This is a genomic window from Phenylobacterium sp., from assembly GCF_035539035.1.
GTDB lineage: Bacteria > Pseudomonadota > Alphaproteobacteria > Caulobacterales > Caulobacteraceae > Phenylobacterium.
Window position 1 is genome coordinate 309,840 of record NZ_DATLJI010000014.1, and the last position, 17,403, is coordinate 327,242.

At 66.1% G+C, this 17,403-nt stretch carries 10 protein-coding genes; 5 read left to right on the forward strand and 5 right to left on the reverse strand.

The window, feature by feature from the left end; all coding sequences use genetic code 11:
• Nucleotides 1-157: 157 nt before the first annotated feature.
• Both VM685_RS11205 and VM685_RS11210 read right to left on the reverse strand, forming a co-directional pair.
• The gene (locus VM685_RS11205; protein WP_325460231.1) at nucleotides 158-1,357 is read right to left on the reverse strand and encodes a hypothetical protein; all 1,200 of its coding nucleotides are present in this window, start codon (nucleotides 1,355-1,357) and stop codon (nucleotides 158-160) included.
• A gap of 221 nt (nucleotides 1,358-1,578) precedes the next feature.
• A complete protein-coding gene (locus tag VM685_RS11210; RefSeq protein ID WP_325460232.1) occupies nucleotides 1,579-2,928 on the reverse strand; it encodes a pentapeptide repeat-containing protein in 1,350 nt (449 codons plus the stop codon).
• Nucleotides 2,929-3,397: 469 nt separating this feature from the next.
• Here VM685_RS11210 and VM685_RS11215 point away from each other — a divergent pair, with 469 nt between their 5' ends.
• On the forward strand, nucleotides 3,398-4,078 hold the full coding sequence (locus VM685_RS11215; protein WP_325460233.1) for an ATP-binding protein: 681 nt from the start codon (nucleotides 3,398-3,400) through the stop codon (nucleotides 4,076-4,078).
• 208 nt (nucleotides 4,079-4,286) lie between these two features.
• Here VM685_RS11215 and VM685_RS11220 read toward each other — a convergent pair whose 3' ends face one another.
• Complete coding sequence (locus VM685_RS11220; protein ID WP_325460234.1) at nucleotides 4,287-4,652, reverse strand: hypothetical protein; 366 nt, start codon at nucleotides 4,650-4,652, stop codon at nucleotides 4,287-4,289.
• Between the two features lie 436 nt (nucleotides 4,653-5,088).
• On the opposite strand from VM685_RS11220, the gene VM685_RS11225 reads away from it, so the two are divergent.
• A complete protein-coding gene (locus tag VM685_RS11225; RefSeq protein ID WP_325460235.1) occupies nucleotides 5,089-6,198 on the forward strand; it encodes a DUF262 domain-containing protein in 1,110 nt (369 codons plus the stop codon).
• Nucleotides 6,198-6,662, forward strand: coding sequence for a HEPN domain-containing protein (locus tag VM685_RS11230; protein ID WP_325460236.1), 465 nt, complete (start codon nucleotides 6,198-6,200; stop codon nucleotides 6,660-6,662). The genes VM685_RS11225 and VM685_RS11230 overlap by 1 nt, the downstream gene beginning before the upstream one ends.
• Before the next feature lie 228 nt (nucleotides 6,663-6,890).
• Here the strand turns inward: VM685_RS11230 and VM685_RS11235 are convergent, their stop codons facing one another.
• Entirely contained in the window at nucleotides 6,891-9,812 is a 2,922-nt protein-coding gene (locus VM685_RS11235) for a type ISP restriction/modification enzyme (RefSeq protein WP_325460237.1), read from the reverse strand.
• Nucleotides 9,813-11,197: 1,385 nt separating this feature from the next.
• Nucleotides 11,198-12,130, reverse strand: coding sequence for a helix-turn-helix transcriptional regulator (locus VM685_RS11240; RefSeq protein WP_325460238.1), 933 nt, complete (start codon nucleotides 12,128-12,130; stop codon nucleotides 11,198-11,200).
• 163 nt (nucleotides 12,131-12,293) lie between these two features.
• Between VM685_RS11240 and VM685_RS11245 the strand changes: the two genes are divergently transcribed.
• Nucleotides 12,294-12,983, forward strand: coding sequence for a response regulator transcription factor (locus VM685_RS11245; protein WP_325460239.1), 690 nt, complete (start codon nucleotides 12,294-12,296; stop codon nucleotides 12,981-12,983).
• 56 nt (nucleotides 12,984-13,039) lie between these two features.
• A complete protein-coding gene (locus VM685_RS11250) occupies nucleotides 13,040-17,344 on the forward strand; it encodes an ATP-binding protein (protein ID WP_325460240.1) in 4,305 nt (1,434 codons plus the stop codon).
• Nucleotides 17,345-17,403 lie beyond the last annotated feature (59 nt).

Consider the following 17,403-nt stretch of genomic DNA (forward strand, 5'->3'; position numbering starts at 1 on the left):
GACCTGCCGGGGCGCGCCAGAGACCGCCGCCTTAGTGGTCGCGCACTCTACGGCCCCGATAGGTCCCTCGTAAAACAGTGTGCAGACAAGCACTTGCGCACCGACGCGGCCCGCCGCGTCTTTAATCTTGCGCTAGCGCTAGCCCTGGAGGACTAGGCTAGGGACGATGAAGGTACGTGCGGTTGGCGCAAGCGCGCATGCCTCGCATGTCCTGCCCAAAGCCCACGCAAACTTCAGTGATCCAAAAGGCACCTGGTGGCGTGCTGGCGTCCGCGTACTTGAGAACCACGCCAACATGAAGCTTCGCATTGCCGGCCTTAACTTCAGTCCACGCGGTCTTGTCGAGGATCATCTCTAGGGATGTGGAGACGGAGTCACCGGGGTCCACCTCCACGAGGCCACGCTTGGGGAGCGGCCTAGCCAGCGCCTCAGCCACCACTTGCTTCATGAATTCTTCCGCCTGTTCGGCTGTGAAGTAGTCCGGCCAAGGAAGGACGTTCACGGTGTAATTGGGAGCGTCTCCCGCGATTGCGCCGGAATTCTTCATCACGATCACCAGCCGCGGCGAACCCTGCGCATCCGCGTCGATGTTGAAGTCCGTCACTTGCATCTTCGACGCGACCTTGGCGTCATGCGTGGGACGCGGATCTGGCGTTGCAGTTGCGACGTCGGCGTTGAGGATTCGGATCGGCACTTCGCGGTTCAGCCGGCGGCCATCGGGCGAGATCAGCGTGAGCCGGGCCGCTGGTGGTGACTGAAGGAAGCGGGCGGGGCTCTGCGGCCTAAGCCAAAGGCGGAGCGGGGCATCGACACCCATTCGCGTGTGGAGCTGGGCGCCGCCTACCTCAGGAGTGAACACAAGCTCCCCTTGCTCAAGCTCGGGAAGCTCCAATTTGTACTTGGCCACTGTCGCTCCCGGTACGCTCACGGCGATCTCCCAAGGCGGCGTCTTGTCACCGGGGACCGGTGCGACCACCAGGTAGAAGTCCCCCCGCGCTCCCTTGGGCTCTGCCGTCGCAGAGAGCAACGGCACATCCGCCGGATGGGAAGACGAGACGGCCGTCTGAACCGCCCCAGCCTTGTCCTCGCGCTCCCTGATCCAGCGCAGCCCCCCCATGAGCGCCAGGGTGACTGCGCACGCCACGACGCAGGCCAGGGAAGCGCGCGCCCAGAATGCCAGCGTTGATTGCGCCCCCCACATGGCCAGCAGGATTATCGCAATGGCCGCGCTAGCCCAGAGGCAAATACGGGCGCGCCGGAAGTCCTCGAACGGAGGGGCGCTCATCGCGAACCCTGCTCCGACTAGCAGCGGGATAGCCACGAAGCCCGCCCCAAGGATGAACTCGAACGCGCCCATGGCTCCACCTTGGCCGAAGATGGCGGGGCACGGCAACGCTTGCCCTAAACTCCAACGCGGAGTCGGTTCTTCAGCCGTAAGAGGAGCTAGACGGCGTCCCGGATGATAAGCGCAGACGCGCTCCGCAATGCGCGGGGGGGAGCGCGCTCCTGGACTGCTACCGCCCGTAGGACAGTCGCAGCCACCGGAATTTGAATCTATCAGCTGGGTAGGGTGCCGTCTTAAAGGCCTATCAGGTTCGTGATGGCGGCAATTACTGCGCCCAGCTTTCCAGTGAGGGCGAGATGAACGGCAAGGGTGGTCGCAAGAGCCGCCCCTACCTGGGTGAAGAACCCCGACTGGACTTCTTCGTACCGAGCACCTGCCCAGGCCAGAATCTTTCTTCCAGCCGCGAGGATGCCGTCGCGGCCGTGCCTTAGAACCTCGCTATTGACCGGCTCGGCCGTTACGGCCGTTCGCAACTCCAGGAGGGTGCTGCGGACTGCCTCGTGGTCCTCTGCAGAAAGCGCCGCGTCGGCCGGGGGGTTGTTGTGGCCGATTCCCGCCGGCGGCGGCTCCTCCGCAAATGGCATTACCCGAAGCGCCACCAGCGCCGCATCGACAGCTTCGATCAGCTCGGCGCGTTCCGCATTTACTCCCCGCGCACTGAAGTTCCGACTGCCGTCCGTAAGGATTCGGTATCGCGCGCGGAGCTCGCTGCCCCGCTGTGATTCCGGAGTGACCTTCACGCGCTGAATCTCGATTGCGGCTGCATACCCTTTGGTGTTCTGGACGAGCACGACTTCTCCAACCTGTGGCGTGCGATACCGGGAGGTGAAGTCACTGACCGCGAATACAGCGTCGCTGACGTCTTCGATCACATGCGCGCCTGTAGCCACGGCCACTGACTTCACCGAACTGGTCTCATTCACGACATGAATTGAACCGTCGCCGGCGGTCGCCCACATTGTTTCGAAGAGCCAATCGCCCTGGCCCAAGAGGACGCGGCCGTCGTGGTTACGAAAATCAACGGAGAACGAACCTTCTGCCTGTTCGAAACGGGGCGGGCCAAGTGAATCCAGGGCCGGAGTTGGCCTAACTGCCTCTTGGGCTGGAGGTGGAACGGTCGTGACGCCCTCATTTCGCACAAGGACGCCGCGCTCGACACGATAGAACCTGAAGGCGGGCTGACGTGCCAACGGTCGGAAAATCTTCGCGCCGTCAAACTTCGTGGATTCATCAATTTCGGCGCCTTCAAACGTCGTGCCCTCGTTCAGCACAGCGTTGCTGAAGTCCGCACCTATGAGGTCGGTGTTACTGAGGTTGGCGCGGGTGAAGCTGGATCGCGCGAGCCGAGCGCCCCGAAGTGACGCCCCTCGAAAGTTCACGCCAAAGAAGACGGTGCTAGGAGCTGAAATCTCGGAAAAATCGGCCCCCTCCGCGATGAATCCACGGGTGTTCGCACTCACGAAGCTACATTCGGCGAAGTTGCTTCGGCTTGCATTGGCCTCTTCGAGATGAGCGCCGGAAAAATCCCGTCCGCGCAGGTCTAGGTTCGACATGTCCGCGCGCCTGAAGTCACGCCGGGCCATGTCCCTGTCGCCTCGCCGGAGGTCTGCAATGTCCTGTTCGTCTGCCATCCGAAGCCTAATGAAGTGGCTTGCGATGGGTCATGCAGCCAACTGCCGATTTAACCAGAGACCGAGATCCTCGTCATAGAACACTCGCTGGACCGATTCTTGGAGATTGACGGTCGATCCGTATGGGGCGGTGTGCTGGGAGGCACTATCGAGAGCCGGGCGCCCCCACACCCTGGCAGGACGTCAGGCGCAATGATCGATGAGGCTGTGCCTAACCGCTTATCCGCCGACGCGATGCAGGCGGGTGAAGGTCCGTTCTGCGACCCGGATCCGAGGTCCTGCTGCCTCGCGGGTGACGTTCGGGAGGTCTGCACCGCGACGGTGCACGCTCTGAAGCTTGTCTCGCGCGCTATGGCCTCGGCACGGATTGTAAGCGCACCTTGTCGGTCCATCTCACCACTGCCGGGCAAACGAGGGACGTATGACGCCACAACAGCTGATAGCCCGTCTCAATTCGAGCGAAGATAGCTTCGTCGAGCGCAAGTCGCAGGGCGTCAAGCCACAAGATATCCGTAAGGCTGTCACCGCATTCGCTAACACTTTGCCGGAGGGTCAGCACGGCGTGGTGTTCATCGGCATCGGCGACAAGGGGGCCGTCGAAGGGTGCGAGAATGCCGACGCTCTCCAGAAGCGTGTGAGGGAAGCGGCCGAAGAATGCTACCCGCCGCTCACTCCTCAATGTGTGGTGCTGAAGGTCGATGGCAGAGACGTCGTGGCCGTTGTCGTGGACGCAAGTAAAGACAAACCTCACTTCTCCGGCCCGGCCTACGTGCGCCAGGGCTCGGAGAGCGTGAAAGCCTCGAAGCGTCTCTTTGACGAAATGGTCGACGCTCGCCACGGCAAGGTCGAAGCAATCCTGCGCATGCGCGAAGTGCCGGCCATCACGGTCATCGGGCTTGGTCATCGCCTCGGTGGCACACGCCGGGATGTTGAACGGGGCTATCGCGAAGGCTGTGAGTGCAGGGTCATCGGGTGCGACGCCCACACCGTCACGCTGCAGCGATTGAGCGATAGCTGGACGTTCTACGAGGCCGTGGAGCGCATTGAGACGAGCATCGACGGCAATATGAAGCGCCCCATGCTCATTGTGAGAGGCCTTTAAGGCTCACGCGTTGGGACGCCATAAGGGTGTAAGAAGCCCCCGTGCGTACCCGCACGAGTCATTCGCTTACTAGCATCCAGCGAACGTCTCTACGTGGGAACCAGGGTGTCAAGTCGCCGGCATACGCCGGGCGATCTTCGAAGCTCGCTTCTAGAAGCTGGGGCCGAGCTGCGCCGCGACGACCGCGGCACTTTGGACCGGCCGAGTCCTAGGGTGCGGCTAGGCCGGCGCGAAGCAGGGCATTGTAGGCGGCTGCCGCTTCGCGATAGCGATTGTCGCCGGAGTAGTAGGTCTGCTGGCTGCGCGTCTCGGTTAGGGTGCAGTTCTTCAGGATATAACCCGCCCTAAACACGGTGTGGACGCCCGACCCCTCGATTATCCAAAGGTAGTAGTTGAATGTGCCTTGCGGTGAGAGGACAAGCGCGTCGCTCACCAAGCGCATCCCGTTAGCGCTGACCGTCCTCGGTGAGATGTTTCGGGTGTCGATGTTCTCACATTGCTGCTTGTCATCGATCCCCTTCAGGGCGTGCAAGAGACGGCCGTCGTGCCCAACCAGGTACTCGATGGTGTACAACTCAGATCGAGGCGGTAGGGGTTTGGTCTGAGCCCCCGCGTGAGAGGCGATAGCGGCAGCAAGCGTCGCTGCACCGAACGTAGCTCGCATCGGACGCTCCCCAGTCGTGTGCGGAGCTTAAGCGATAGGCGCCCGCATGGCGAAGGCGTTCCAAACGATAGCCGCTGAGCCGCATCCCAACGTCTGCAACTGACTCTTCAGAGACCTTGGGAAGGTCTGCTCCTGAGCCGATCCCACGCCCAAACGCTGAGTGACGGCTTCACCTATAGCTGGCAAGGGGAGGGTGCCGTGCTGGTGCTAGCCTCGAAGCAGTCTCGCTCGCCGATGGCATCCGGTGTGCTGTCGGCTAAGCTGGCCTACATGGCTGGCTAGCTGAATCGGCCTGCACAATTTAGAGAATGCGGTTGCAAAGTCGTGGACCGCACAAGGTGAAACGATGACGGATCAAGATGCCTCAGATGACCAAGTCGGGTCTCAAGATGAATTCGAGATTTCGCTCGCCGAAGGCATCGAAGATGAGTCGTTGCTGGAGCCGACCGATATTAAGAAGTTCTCGATAACTAGCTATGGTGCAGATTATACGGTCGATATGCTCGTCAAGAGGATGCGAGCAGGGTCTTTCACGATCCCCGACTTCCAGCGCCGGTTCGTGTGGTCTCAGCGGCATGCATCGAAGTTCATTGAGTCACTTCTGATGGGGTTACCGGTTCCCGGGATCTTTCTATACAAGGAGACTGAAACAAACAAACATTTGGTGATCGATGGCCAGCAACGCCTTCGCACGCTGCAAGCCTTCTACGATGGCTTCTTTGGAGAGCGGAAGTTCCGCTTAGGCGGCATTCGTGAGCCTTGGAATGGAAAAACATATTCCGAATTAGATCCGGCTGATCAACTGAAGATCGATGACTCGATAGTTCATGCGACTATTTTCCAACAGGATCATCCTGCTGACGTTCTCGACAGTATCTACTTCGTATTCGAGAGGATCAATTCTGGCGGTATCCGATTATCTCCGCAGGAGATTCGAAATTGTATCAGCGCCGGACCGTTCATAACGCTCGTAAAGAATTTGAATCTCAACGAAGATTGGCGAAGAGTGTTCGGAGGAGAGCCGAACAAGAGGTCGAAGGACGAAGAGCTAATCATCAGATTCTTCGCCATGTATAGATCGGGCGATCAATACTCACGTCCAATGGCCAAGTTCCTAAATGATTTTTCATCCAAGATGAACAAGCAGCCGAAGGAAGAGCTGCAATCGCTGGAAAAGGTGTTCTCCACCACCATTGCGCTCGTCGATAAGGCGTTAGATGGCAGAGCTTTCCGGCCCTCGCGGCCACTGAACGCGGCTGTTTTTGACGGCGTGATGACCGGACTAGCCCAGCGCATCGCGACGGGAAACGAACCGCCCCCCGAAGCCGTGGCAATGGCCTATGACGCGCTTCTTGCCAGTGCCGAATTTAAGAAGGCGTGGGAACGCGCAACTGCAGACGAGGACAACGTGAAGACCCGGCTGCGGTTGGGCCGTGAGGCGTTCGCTGGCATCTGATGCGGCGGCAACTAGAGAGTCGCGTTGATCAAATCGAGCGCTTCATCGCTCGCGCCCACGACAAAGATGTGCCGGATGACGTGCGGGCCGCTTTAGCGCGATTCGGTGCAGTCTTGGTTTGCGGCTTCGTGGAGCGCTCGGTGGAGATCATCGTCACCGAGCGTCTCAAATATCGAGCTCAGGATCGGGTGCTGAATTTCATAAAGACCCATTTCCAACGCGGAACAAATTACGATTGCGAGGCCATTTCGCAGCTCCTCGCGAGATTTGATCCAGAATGGTATCGGCGATTTTGTGCATTCGTAGAGAGCAACGACGACGTTAGGGAGGGAATAAGCTCCGCCTACGGCGTGAGAAATTCAGTTGCTCACGGCGGGAGCAACTCCATGGGCTTAAATCGTCTGAGGGAGATCTTCGAAATGAGCAAGCAGCTTGTCGAGGGGCTCGTTCGAGCCACCGAATAGCGGAAGGGCTGTCGGATTATCCGCATCAGACAGCATGGCTCTTCCGATCAGAGTTCGCGACGCCCGCCTGAGCAGGCTTAATGTCTACGGCGCCTGGAGCGAACGGCTGGCAGAGCCTTTGAACCTCGCTTCACGTCCAGCGCCGATGTCCGAAAATGTCCACGAGCGGACATCAGTTGGCGTTTTGGGCGGTGCCGTTGTCCCTTTGGCTGAGAAGCAGTTCTGACACTATTCGGCGGCCGCCACGACCGCCTCGGAAGCTCCGAATGCGATCGCGTCAGCCGAAGCTTCGGCATACAAGCCGTCAAGAAGCGGCTCCATCGCAGTCAGAGCGGTTAGGCGAACGACCACGTTCCTGAACCAACGGTGCTCCTCGACGGAGAGTGATCTTCCACCAGTCCGGCTCACGTGCCGATAGCCAAGCCATTTTTTAAGAACCGAGTAGCCGCCGAATTCGCGCTTCCAAACGGCGCGTGGGACGTTCGAGAAGAATACTTGCTCGTTTATCCAGAGGTTGCCGGTTCCGTTGGTAGTGGCGACATATCGACCGGGCGCGGCACCGAAGTACGAGATCGTGACGCCAAGGTCGTTGCTCGAGAGCGGCCGACCGTCGGAGCGTTGCAGCACCGCTAGGGAGCGCAATGCGTCACGATCCAAAAGCTCCCGGGCCACAGGGGAAGCATCAGACGAGCAGTCGAGCAGTCCGGCGAGCTTCTCGCCGACGACGAACAAGCGCTCGGCCAAAGCAGCATCTCGCGGTAACGGCACTCGTGCCCAGTCTGCCGACAGAGCGCTAGCGTGCTCGGCACAATAGGCCGGCGAGTTGAGAAGAGCGACGCAGCTATAGATGAGCCGCTTGGCGGTTGTTTGCGCTGCGGGCGAGCCGAGGTCCCCATCCAGGTCCCAAGCGCGACGCAAGCCGGCCCAAACTTCAGGGGCCAGGTTCGCGATCTTGGCACCGCCAATGTCATCGATTTTGACGACAGCGGGAATTGCCACTGATCCGCGATCGTGGACGTGCAGATCCAACAGTGTGCGGGCGAACAGGGGCTTCGCCTCCGACACCTTCCGGGGCTCTGGCACGGCAATCAGGAAGCAGGCGTCTTCCAGGTTGGCACCGAGGATCTCCCTCGGCTCGTTCAGAAGCTTGAGGCGATCTTCGTAGTAGATCCACCGCTGATCGAACGGGAAGAGCAGATATGGCTTTAGCCGGCCGCGGTCGAACCCCAGATCGGAAAGCGCGCTCCAAATCTTGGAAGGCTCATACCGAGCGCGCGGAATCGCGAGGCCAGGACAGGCTTGTGCGGCGGCCTCGAAGTCGGGAGCCGTGATGTAGCCTTCAATCCGCGCTGCGAGCGCCTCGGCATCTACATCGATCAGACTGCCGGTGATGCCCCGATTGGGATTCACGCCTTGAATACGTGTGGGGAAAAGTTCTTCGAGGCTTGGCCATGCCTCGTATCCGGCGACCTCGGAATACGGGGCTAGGCGCCACCGCCCCTGTCTGGTGGGCTGGAGGCGTTCGTATGGCGGAGGCGTGAGCTCACCTGTGAGCTGCTTCCGCTTCTTGTTCGCTCGCCCCCAAAAATCCCGATAGTGAACGATAGTCTCGTCGGGTCCGGTCAAGCGGGCTCCGCGCTTGAGAAAGGTGCCGATGGCGACCCCCGTTTGTATGCCGCGCGGGTCGTTGTCAGTGGTGAAGGCGCTTTGATCCGCGGTGCCCGCGTGCGGCAGACCTTCGGGTATCACCTTGCCCGTGCGGTATTTGTCCCCATTGAGGTTGTCGATCCAGATCTCATGGAAGTTGCGCAGCAGCGACTCGCGCATGATCGGGTGGGATCGACCCGTCAGCCATGACGAGTTGGTGATCAAAGACACCAGGCCGTACTCGCGCTCCTCTCCGATCTCGCGCTCTGCCAGTCGATAGAACCTGACATAAAGGTCGTTCAGGAGCTGCTTCCGAACGCCCCAGTGGCGGAACAGCAGGGTAGTCTTCTCAGGCACCAATTCGGTGGTGCCGCTGCGCGTGCGCCTTTCGACATAGGTCAGGCCTTTGTAGTGGTCTATCAGGCCTGCTTCCTCCTCCATGCGAACGGCGGCTTGGCGATCGTAGGGCGGGTTGCCAAGGACGACGACGATGTCGGCGTCGTGCTTGATAGACTGTGCCGCCTCGAACTCCTGCTGAAGCTCGGGGAAGTTGAGGCGGAGTTGGCGCCTGTCACGCCAGCCTGTGAGGGCGTTCGTTAGAAATACCCCAAGCCGCACGTTGTTCGGCGGCGGCGCTCTGAGATCGCTTAGAAGCACGTAGAGCTGCAACTGCGCGATCGCGAACGGTGCTGTGAGAACTTCGAAGCCGAATATTCGCGTCGTGAGGGCGCGGAGCAGAGAAAGCCCGACAAGGCTGCCTTCGCCGTTTTCTCTCAGCTCGTCCGCTATGCATCGCGCAGCCTCGAGCAAATACGCCCCCGTGCCGCAGCACGGATCGAGGAGCACAACGTTTTCGTCCGCGAGCCCGAGCGGCCGGCCGAGTTTCGTCTTGAGCAGCTCATGGGCGCGCCGAACTTGGTAGCGCACCACCTCGGGGGGCGTGTACCAGACTCCCATCGTCTTCTTGAGGGTAGGGTCGAACGCTTCGAGGAACGGCTCGTAGAAGTAGGTAAGCGCGGCGCTCGCAACGTCCCCATCGGCCAGGGACGGGAAGGTCATACGCTCTCGGAAGACCTCCAGATTGACGCGGTTCAGCGTTTCAGTGGCGCGATCAAGATGCGTCTCAAGATTCAGGTGGCGCAGGCGAGTTGGGTTTCTGAACTCGTGGAAGAGGCCAGCGAGGAAGGGAATTCTGAGATAGCGATTGATGCGCTCCCAGTTGAATTCCGTGCCGTCGTCTTCCCGCTGCCACAAAGCCCACGCCGCGAAGAGACCGTAAAATGCGGTCTGAATGAGGGTGGATCTAAAGAATTCGCGTCCGTCTTCCTCGTCGAGGTTGAAGCTCAGTCCGAGTGCGTCCTTGTAGTCCTCAAGGAGCGACTCTAGCCCTCGCAAATCGGTGGGCAGGTCCGCCTTCGCGGCCTTCGCCTGGAGCGCCAGTACCCGCGCCAGGGTGGATGGTTCGCCAATGGGAACGCTGTCCAGCAGGGCAACCTCCAGCAACTGGAGGAGTTCAGTTGCCGCAGCGCACCGAGCGCTGTCCCCGCTTGACCAAAGGTTGCCGCAACGGACGAGTTCACGATGCTCTGGAGATACGCGATCCCCGGCAGCGCGGTTGTACCCGGGCCTGCAGAGTACGAGACCGACAGCTTGCACGTTGCAGACGACGACCACTCCAGTGCGAGCCAAATAGCGGCCGATCTGGTCGTCCCGATCCGTGGATAACGCCAACATCGCTAAGTCGGCGCCTGGAGGTTTGGCTTCCCCGTAAGCCGCTACGAGTGGGCCGTCGGCGAGCACGAAATCGGGCCGGTCGCGTCCCTGGCCGGGGCGTGACTCGCTCGTCCCTGTGCGCACCTCGAACGGAAGCTCAAGCGCAGTCAGTGCGGTGGATAGTAGCTGGCGGAGGGGAGGGTAGAAGGTTTCTTCGGTGGTCCCCAGGGTCGCCGCGAGCCTGCGGGTCTCGCGTTCGTAAGACTCGAGCGCCTCTACGATGCTCTGCACTTGAACCCCCGAACCGGACGCGCAGTATCGTGGGGAATATCGTGAACTCGTATTAAGATTTACTTGCGGGTGGACTGGGGATCTGGGGAGGGCCCCTTCATGCCGAGGAAGGTACTGAACGCCGGGCGCAATACACCAGCAAAGGATAGTCCTCGCGCCAGCTCCGTAGCTCCACGTGAGATGCCGCTGCGTCGCGTCATCTAGAGGTTGACGGCCGGCCCTGCAGATCAGCGCACGGGTGCAGGCTACTACCTGCGCAGAGGGGGCGGCCTAGTCGCGATGAGGTCGGCTTCCGGGAAGGTCGCCAATGTCCGTTCCTCGCGCTGAGCTGTACGGCGTAGCGTAACGGAGCGGGGGTGCTGCGATCGCGTGCGTCGAGTCTACTCACCGGACCGGCCAGGTCGCGGGTCTGGCAAACAACGGCCGCAGGCTTTCACGATGCGAGCACCAACCTTCTTCCCCTCCTCGTCGGCCAGCTTCCAGGCTTGGTGGAGGTTTAGGTCGGTGTGCAGGCGCGGCAATTGCCAGTTGTCGAGGTGCACACTGATGGGTTTCCCCCACGCACTGCAGCCTCGGCGATGGACTGTAACCCTGCGAGACACGGGCATGGCGTAAACCGTGTACGCCGCCATCGATTTAGAAGGACTCATCCATCATTCTCCGCAAGACATCTGCAGTCCGCTGCAGAGTATCGCTAGCGCACGGTGGTGGTAGTGGAGGCTAGCCTGCAGAGTTCCGCCTTCGGCGACGGGGCGAACGTCTGCTCCTGGCGTTGGCGGACTCAACTAGCAGGCAATTTGCATAGGAATGGCCTCTGTCTGCGTAAGGTTGTAGCGGTCCCCAGCTACCACTCGTCCCCACCACAACCTGGCATCGGGCCCGCCTCAGCAGACGGCGGCGAGGCGCTGCACCAGCTCCACCTGACGGCCGACGCCGACCTTGGAGAGGATGGCCTTCACCTGCGCGCGCACGGTGGAGGGCGCCACGCCGCGGCTGGCGGCGATGTCGGAGACCGGGGCGCCCTGGGTCATGGCGATGGCGACCTCGGCCTCGGCCGAGGTGAGGCCGTAGAGCTCCTGCAGGACCGGCGTGCGGTCCGCGCCGCCGGCCGCGCGCTCGCGGAGCAGGAGGACGGCCTGGCGGCGGAAGCAGACAGTGCGGGCGGGAAGCGACGGCAGGACGTCCACCACCAGCGGCGCGCCCGTGCGCCGGCCGAGCACCAGGACGCGCTCTATCCCCCGCGTGGCGGCGTCGTGCAGCGCCTCGCGCAACGCCGCCTCGTCGGCCCGCTCGGCCAGCGACAGCCGCCCGCCGGCCAGCTGCAGCGGCGAGTGGCGCAGGGCCGAAGGCTCCGGCCCCTCCAGCACCAGGCCCTCCGGCGTGCAGACGACCGGCTGGACCCCGGTGCGGCGCACCATGAGGGTCGCGATCCGCACGGCCGCGGCCTCGAGCGCCACATGATTGTGCACCGCCTGCGCCACGGCGTTCAGCTGCGTCTCGAGGCGGGGCGTACGGGGCGGCGGCGCCTCCCGGTCGAGCCGCAGCCCGACCTCCAGCCCGGGCGCGCAGGCCAGGGCGAGGACCTCGTGCGAATGGCGCGGGTTGACGCCGGCTTGGCCGTGGCCGCTCGCGATGGTCCAGCGGCGCCCGTCTTCGCGGCCCTCCAGCCAGGCGGCGCGAGCGCCGAGCGTGGCGGCCAGCACCGCCAGCGCCTCGCGCCAGCCGTCCGGCGTCTCCGAGGCTCGCGCGAACGCGGCGACCACCCGGTCGGAGTTCGCTTCCGAGGCTCCGCGCGACGCACGATTGTCCGGCAGCATTCTGCATCCCCCGCACTTCACTGGGCTGCAGGTTCGTCGTCCTGACGCGCGGCGGCCATGAACAGCGTGTTGACAGGCCGTCAAATCCCCTTCGAGATCGAACGAAGTTACCCGGGAAAGTCCGCCTGCAGAGCGTCCGGGAGCGTTGGGGAGTTTGTTCAGAGTGACCGGGGGGTTGCGTATCGTCGTGGTCGAGGACGAACCGCTGACGCGGGAGAGCCTCGTCCGGTACCTTGCGGGCCAGGGCCATGAGGTCCGCGGCGCCAGTTGCGTCGAGGCCTGCCGCGCGGCGCTCCGGGCCGCGCCCGCGGACGTCGTCCTGCTCGACATCGAGCTGCCGGGCGAGGATGGCCTTGGCTACGCCCGGGAGCTGCGCCAGGCCGGCGGCGTCGGCGTGATCATGGTCAGCGAGCGCTCCGAGGTGGCCACCCGTATCGCCGCCCTGGACGACGGCGCCGACGACTTCCTGGCCAAGCCCGTTCACCTGGAGGAACTGGCCGCCCGGGTGCGGAGCGTCGCGCGCCGCCGCGGTCTCGGCCGCCCGGGGCGGCTGCGGCTGGGCGCGCTGGTGCTCGACCCGGCTGAGCGCCGGGCGATCGGCGGCGAGGGCGAGGTGCCGCTCACCCGCGGCGAGTTCGACCTGCTGCACAAGCTGGCCCTGGCCGACGGGAAGATCGTGGCGCGCGAGGCGCTGAGCGAGACCGTGGCGCGCGGGGCCGGCGACCTTCGCTCGGTGGACGCGCTCGTCAGCCGGTTGCGCCGCAAGCTCCCGGCGCCCCCTGACGGTCCGCTGATCGTGACCGCGCCGGGCTTCGGCTATCGCCTGGGGAGCCCCGTCGTGGCGGAGGAATGACACCCGTCCCCAAAACGGGGGATGCGCCTCGCGCGGGCGGTGGGCCAAGGTCGGCCATGGCCATCGCCCCACATGTGGTCGCGGACGCCGACGCCGCGCCCCGCCTGCACGGACGGGCCGCCGAGCTGGCGACGTTGCTCGCCGCCCTGGCCGATCCTTCGGTCCGCATCCTGGTGGTCCGCGGCCCGGCCGGCGGCGGCAAGAGCGCGCTGCTGCGCGAGGCGCTGGGCCAGAGCCGCGCCCAGGGCGCGCTCTGCGGGGCCGGCAAGTACGCCCAGGGCCAGGCCGGGCGCGACCTCGAGCCGTTGATCCATGCGCTGGAGGAGGCGATCGCGTCCGGCCTGGACCAGCTGTTCGACCCGGCGGCCGGGCTGCGCGACCTCGGGCGGAGCCTGGGGGACCACGCCGCCGTGCTGGCCCGCCTCGCCTCGGGCCTGCTGCGCGGCCTCGCCCCGGCGCGCGGCGCGGAGCCGGTCACTGCCGACCGCGCCGGCGAACGCCTCGTCCAGGCTGTGGTGCAGGCGCTGCGCTGGCTGGAGGGCTTCGGCGCGCCGGTGCTCCTGCTGATCGATGACTGGGGCCGGGCGGGCGAGCAGGCCCGCCGGCTCTACGCGCGCCTGGCCGCCGAACCGTCGCTGCCGATGACCCGCATCCTGGCCAGCGAGCGCGAGGAGGAGGCCTTCGCTCCGCTTCCTCCTGGCGCCCTGGTGACGCACCTGGGCCCTCTGCCGGGCGAGGCCCAGCTGGCGCTGGCCGCGGAACTTCTCGGCCCCAAGGGCGCGGCGGCGGGCGAGGTGGTGGCCTTCCTGGGACCAGCGGCCGGGCTGCCCTTCGACCTCGTGCAGTCCACGCGCATCCTCGAGCAGCAGGCGCTGACGCTGGGGCCCGGAGGCTGGCGGCTGGACCCGCACCGCGGCGCCCCCGCGCTCGCAGGCGCGGCGGCCCGGGCGCTCGTACGTCGGATCGGCGACGCCAGCGCCCCGGCGCTGGAGCTCGCCAGGCTGCTGGCCGTCTATGGCGACGACATGCTGCTGGAGGACCTCTGGACGGCCGCCGGCCTGGACGCCGGGCCCGGCGATGAGGCGATGCGGCAGCTGGAGGCGTCCGGTCTGGTGCGCCGCCGCGGCGGCCACGCCCGCTACGCCCACGACCGCCTGCGCGCCGAGGTGCTGGCGGACCTGCCGCCGCAGGCGCATGCCGCGCTCGCCGCGCGGCTGGCGGAGTCGCTGCGGCGCGAGGGCGTGCGGCCGGGTGACGGCGAGCGCGGCATGGCGATGCTCTGGCGGCGGCTGGACGGCGGAATCGAGGCGGTGGACGCCGACTGGTGGCGGGACGCCTTCGCGGACGGGGCCTTCGCCGCGCGCCAGAGCGGGGACCGCGACGCCGCGGAGGTCTTCGTGCGCGCCGGCCTTGGCCTGGCCCTGCGCGGCGCCGGCTTCACCTATGCCTTGCTGACCGAAGCCGCCTCGGCGGCGATCAGCCGTGGAGACCACGCCAAGGCGTGCCGGTTCGCCGACCAGATGGCCGCCCTCGCCGCCAGCCCGGCCGAGCAGGCCGCGGCCGACGAGATGCGCGTCTTCGCCCGCCGCGCCTCCGGAGACCTGGACGCGGCGCTCGAGACGGCCCGCGAGGTGCTGGCCAAGGTGGGCGTCCGGCTGCCGCGCCGGGTGACGGGGATCAACCTGGCGCGAGCGGTCGTGCGGGTCTTCACCCTCGACCCCCGCCGGGCCGTGGCGCCGCTCGGGCCTGAGGAACTCGCGGTCGAGGCCCCGATGATGCGGGCCATGAACGGCATCGGCTCGCTGCTGTTCGAGCGCGACCCCCTGCTGGTCGTCGTGCTGGTGACGCGGACCCTGTCGTCGCGCGTGGTCTACGGGACAGCCGCCGGCGCGGCGACGCTCGCCCTGCTGTGCTGCGCCTTCGGGGCGTACCGGCGCGCCGCGGCCTGGGCGGAGGCGGCGGACCGGTTGCAGTCGCAGGACCAGCCCCTGCGCGCCATCGCCAAGCAGTACGCCTCGAATTTCGGCCATGTGTTCGCGCGCCCGAGGCCGGTGACCCGCTCGCGCGGGGAGGAGATGGAGGCGCTGGCCTGGGCCGGCGGCGACCTGGCGGTGGCCGCCTATGGCAACCGCGACCGGGTGCTCGACGCCCTGTTCAGCGAGGACCGGCTGGACGCCACGGTGGAGCTGGCCGATGGCGCGGTGCGGCTGGCCGAGCGCCTGAAGGACACGCCGACCATCCCCCACGTGCGCGCGCTACGGCAGCTGATCGCCCAGCTAGTGGAGGGCGGCGAGAGCGCCTGGCGGCTGGACGGGGCGCACTTTGACCTGGAGGGCGCGCAACGCCTCCTCCAGGCGGAAGGCTTGGCCAACACGGGGCGCGCCGTGACCGCACTGGAGGCGCTGCTGGGCGTGCTCTATGGCCGCTACGCCGCGGTGGCCGAGATGCCACGGCGCACTTGGCCGCGCTTCACGCCCGCGCCGTTCCAGGCACAGAGCCAGATCTGGACCTTCGCCACCGGCCTCGCGCTCTTACGGACCGGAGGGCGGCCGCCTGGCTTCGCGCTTTGGAACCTGCGCCGGCTTGCCAAGCTCAATCCCGGCGACTTCCTGCACCGCGCGCGCCTGCTGGAGGCGGAGACCCTGCGGGCGCGAGGCCGTCGAGCCGCGGCGCTCCGCGCCTATGGCGAGGCGGTGCGCGCGGCGGAGGTTTCGCAGTGCCTGCTGGAGTGCGGTCTCGTGGCGGCGGCCGCGGCCGAAGGCGCCGAAATGCTCGGTGCGCGCGACCTGAGCGAGGCTTGGCGCGGCCGCGCCGTGGCGGCCTGGCAGGCGCTGGGCGCCGACGGGTTGCTGGCGGCCCGGTTCGGCGCGCCGGCCGCGAGTCCCGCCGAGCACGCGCTGTCCGCCATGGTGGCCGACCTGCAGGCCCAGCACGCCGAGCGGGAGCTGGAACTGCTCGCCGCGCGCGAAGCGGCCGAGCGGGCGAACCGCGCCAAGTCGAGGCTGCTGGCCGCCGTCGGCCACGAGCTGCGTACGCCGCTGCAGGGCGCCTTGGGCCTCGTGGAGCTGGCCGAAGGCGGCGAGACGCTGGACGTGGCCAACCTGCGCAAGGCGCTGCTCAATCTCTCCGGGGTGGTGGGCGACCTCACCGACCTGGGCGTCCTGGAGGGCGGGGTGCTGCAGGTCCGGCGCGCGCCGTTCGACGCAAGCGGCGCGGCGCGCTCGGTGGTGGCGCTGCACGCCTCCGCGGCGCGCGCCGCCGGCCGGCGCCTGGCCTACGAGGGCCCCGCGGCCGCGGTCTGGATCGACAGCGACGAGAGTCGCGTCCGGCAGGTGCTCGGCAACCTGGTGGCCAACGCGTTGCGGCACGGCGCAGGCGAGGTCCGCGTGGGGCTGGACGCCGACGCCGGGGCCGGCCGCTTCACCTTCACCGTCAGCGACCAGGGACGCGCGCTGAGCGACGCCGAGCTCCTGCGCATCTTCGAGCCCTTCGAGCGCGGCGGCGGCGGCGACGGCGGCGGGCTCGGGCTCGGCCTGTTCCTGGGACGCCATCTGGCGCGCGCCATGGGCGGCGACCTCGCAGTTCGCAGCCTGCCCGAAGGCGGCAAGGCCTTCGAGTTCGAGATCCGGGCGTCGCCAGCCGCGCCGCTGGCGGAGCCGGCCCGGGCGGGCGAGCTCCAGGGTCTGCGCGTCTTGCTGGCGGAAGACACCGACCTCAGCCGGGACGTGCTGGCGGCGCTGCTGCGCCGGGAAGGCTGCGAGGTGGTGGAGGCGCGCGACGGGGAGGAGGCCCAAAGCCGGCTCGCCGAGGGTCGATTCGACCTCGTGCTCCTCGATCAGCGGATGCCGCGCCTGAGCGGCCTTGAGGTGGCGCGGGCGGCGGTGGCGACCGGCGCGCCCACCGTCCTGATGACCGCCGGGGTCGAGCCATCGCTCGAAGCCCAGGCGCACGCGGCCGGGGTGGACTGGGTCCTCGAGAAGCCCGTCAGCCTGGCCGGCCTGCGGGCGCTGGGCCGCGGTGGCGTGCGCTCCCGTCCCACGCGCGGCGCCGGGCGGGTCGAGGAGCTCCGGGCCCTGCTCGGTCCGGAGGCCAAGGACCTGCTGCGGGCGGTGCGGCCGGCCCTCGAGGCGGAGCTCGCAAGGCTTTCGGAGCTCTCGGCCGACGGTGATCCGCCCGCCATCGCGGCCCAGCTTCACCGGCTGCGCGGCATGGCCGGCCACTTCGGTCTGGAGGCCATCGGCGAGATCCTGGCGGGGTGCGACGGCGTCACGACGGACATCGCGCGGCTGCTGCCGCGACTGCAGACGGCCGCCGCGGCGACGGACTGGAGCGTCTTCGAAGCGGACCGGCGGGTTCCGTGACGATGAAATGAAGTCGTATCGGCATGCGCGAAAGTGCATCCGACGCCATTACTGGTTGT

Coding starts and splice junctions, on each gene's coding strand:
- VM685_RS11205 (WP_325460231.1), bottom strand. CDS start 1,357: ATGGGCGCGTTCGAGTTCATCCTTGGGGCGGGCTTCGTGGCTATCCCG.
- VM685_RS11210 (WP_325460232.1), bottom strand. CDS start 2,928: ATGGCCCGGCGTGACTTCAGGCGCGCGGACATGTCGAACCTAGACCTG.
- VM685_RS11215 (WP_325460233.1), top strand. CDS start 3,398: ATGACGCCACAACAGCTGATAGCCCGTCTCAATTCGAGCGAAGATAGC.
- VM685_RS11225 (WP_325460235.1), top strand. CDS start 5,089: ATGACGGATCAAGATGCCTCAGATGACCAAGTCGGGTCTCAAGATGAA.
- VM685_RS11230 (WP_325460236.1), top strand. CDS start 6,198: ATGCGGCGGCAACTAGAGAGTCGCGTTGATCAAATCGAGCGCTTCATC.
- VM685_RS11240 (WP_325460238.1), bottom strand. CDS start 12,130: ATGCTGCCGGACAATCGTGCGTCGCGCGGAGCCTCGGAAGCGAACTCC.
- VM685_RS11250 (WP_325460240.1), top strand. CDS start 13,040: ATGGCCATCGCCCCACATGTGGTCGCGGACGCCGACGCCGCGCCCCGC.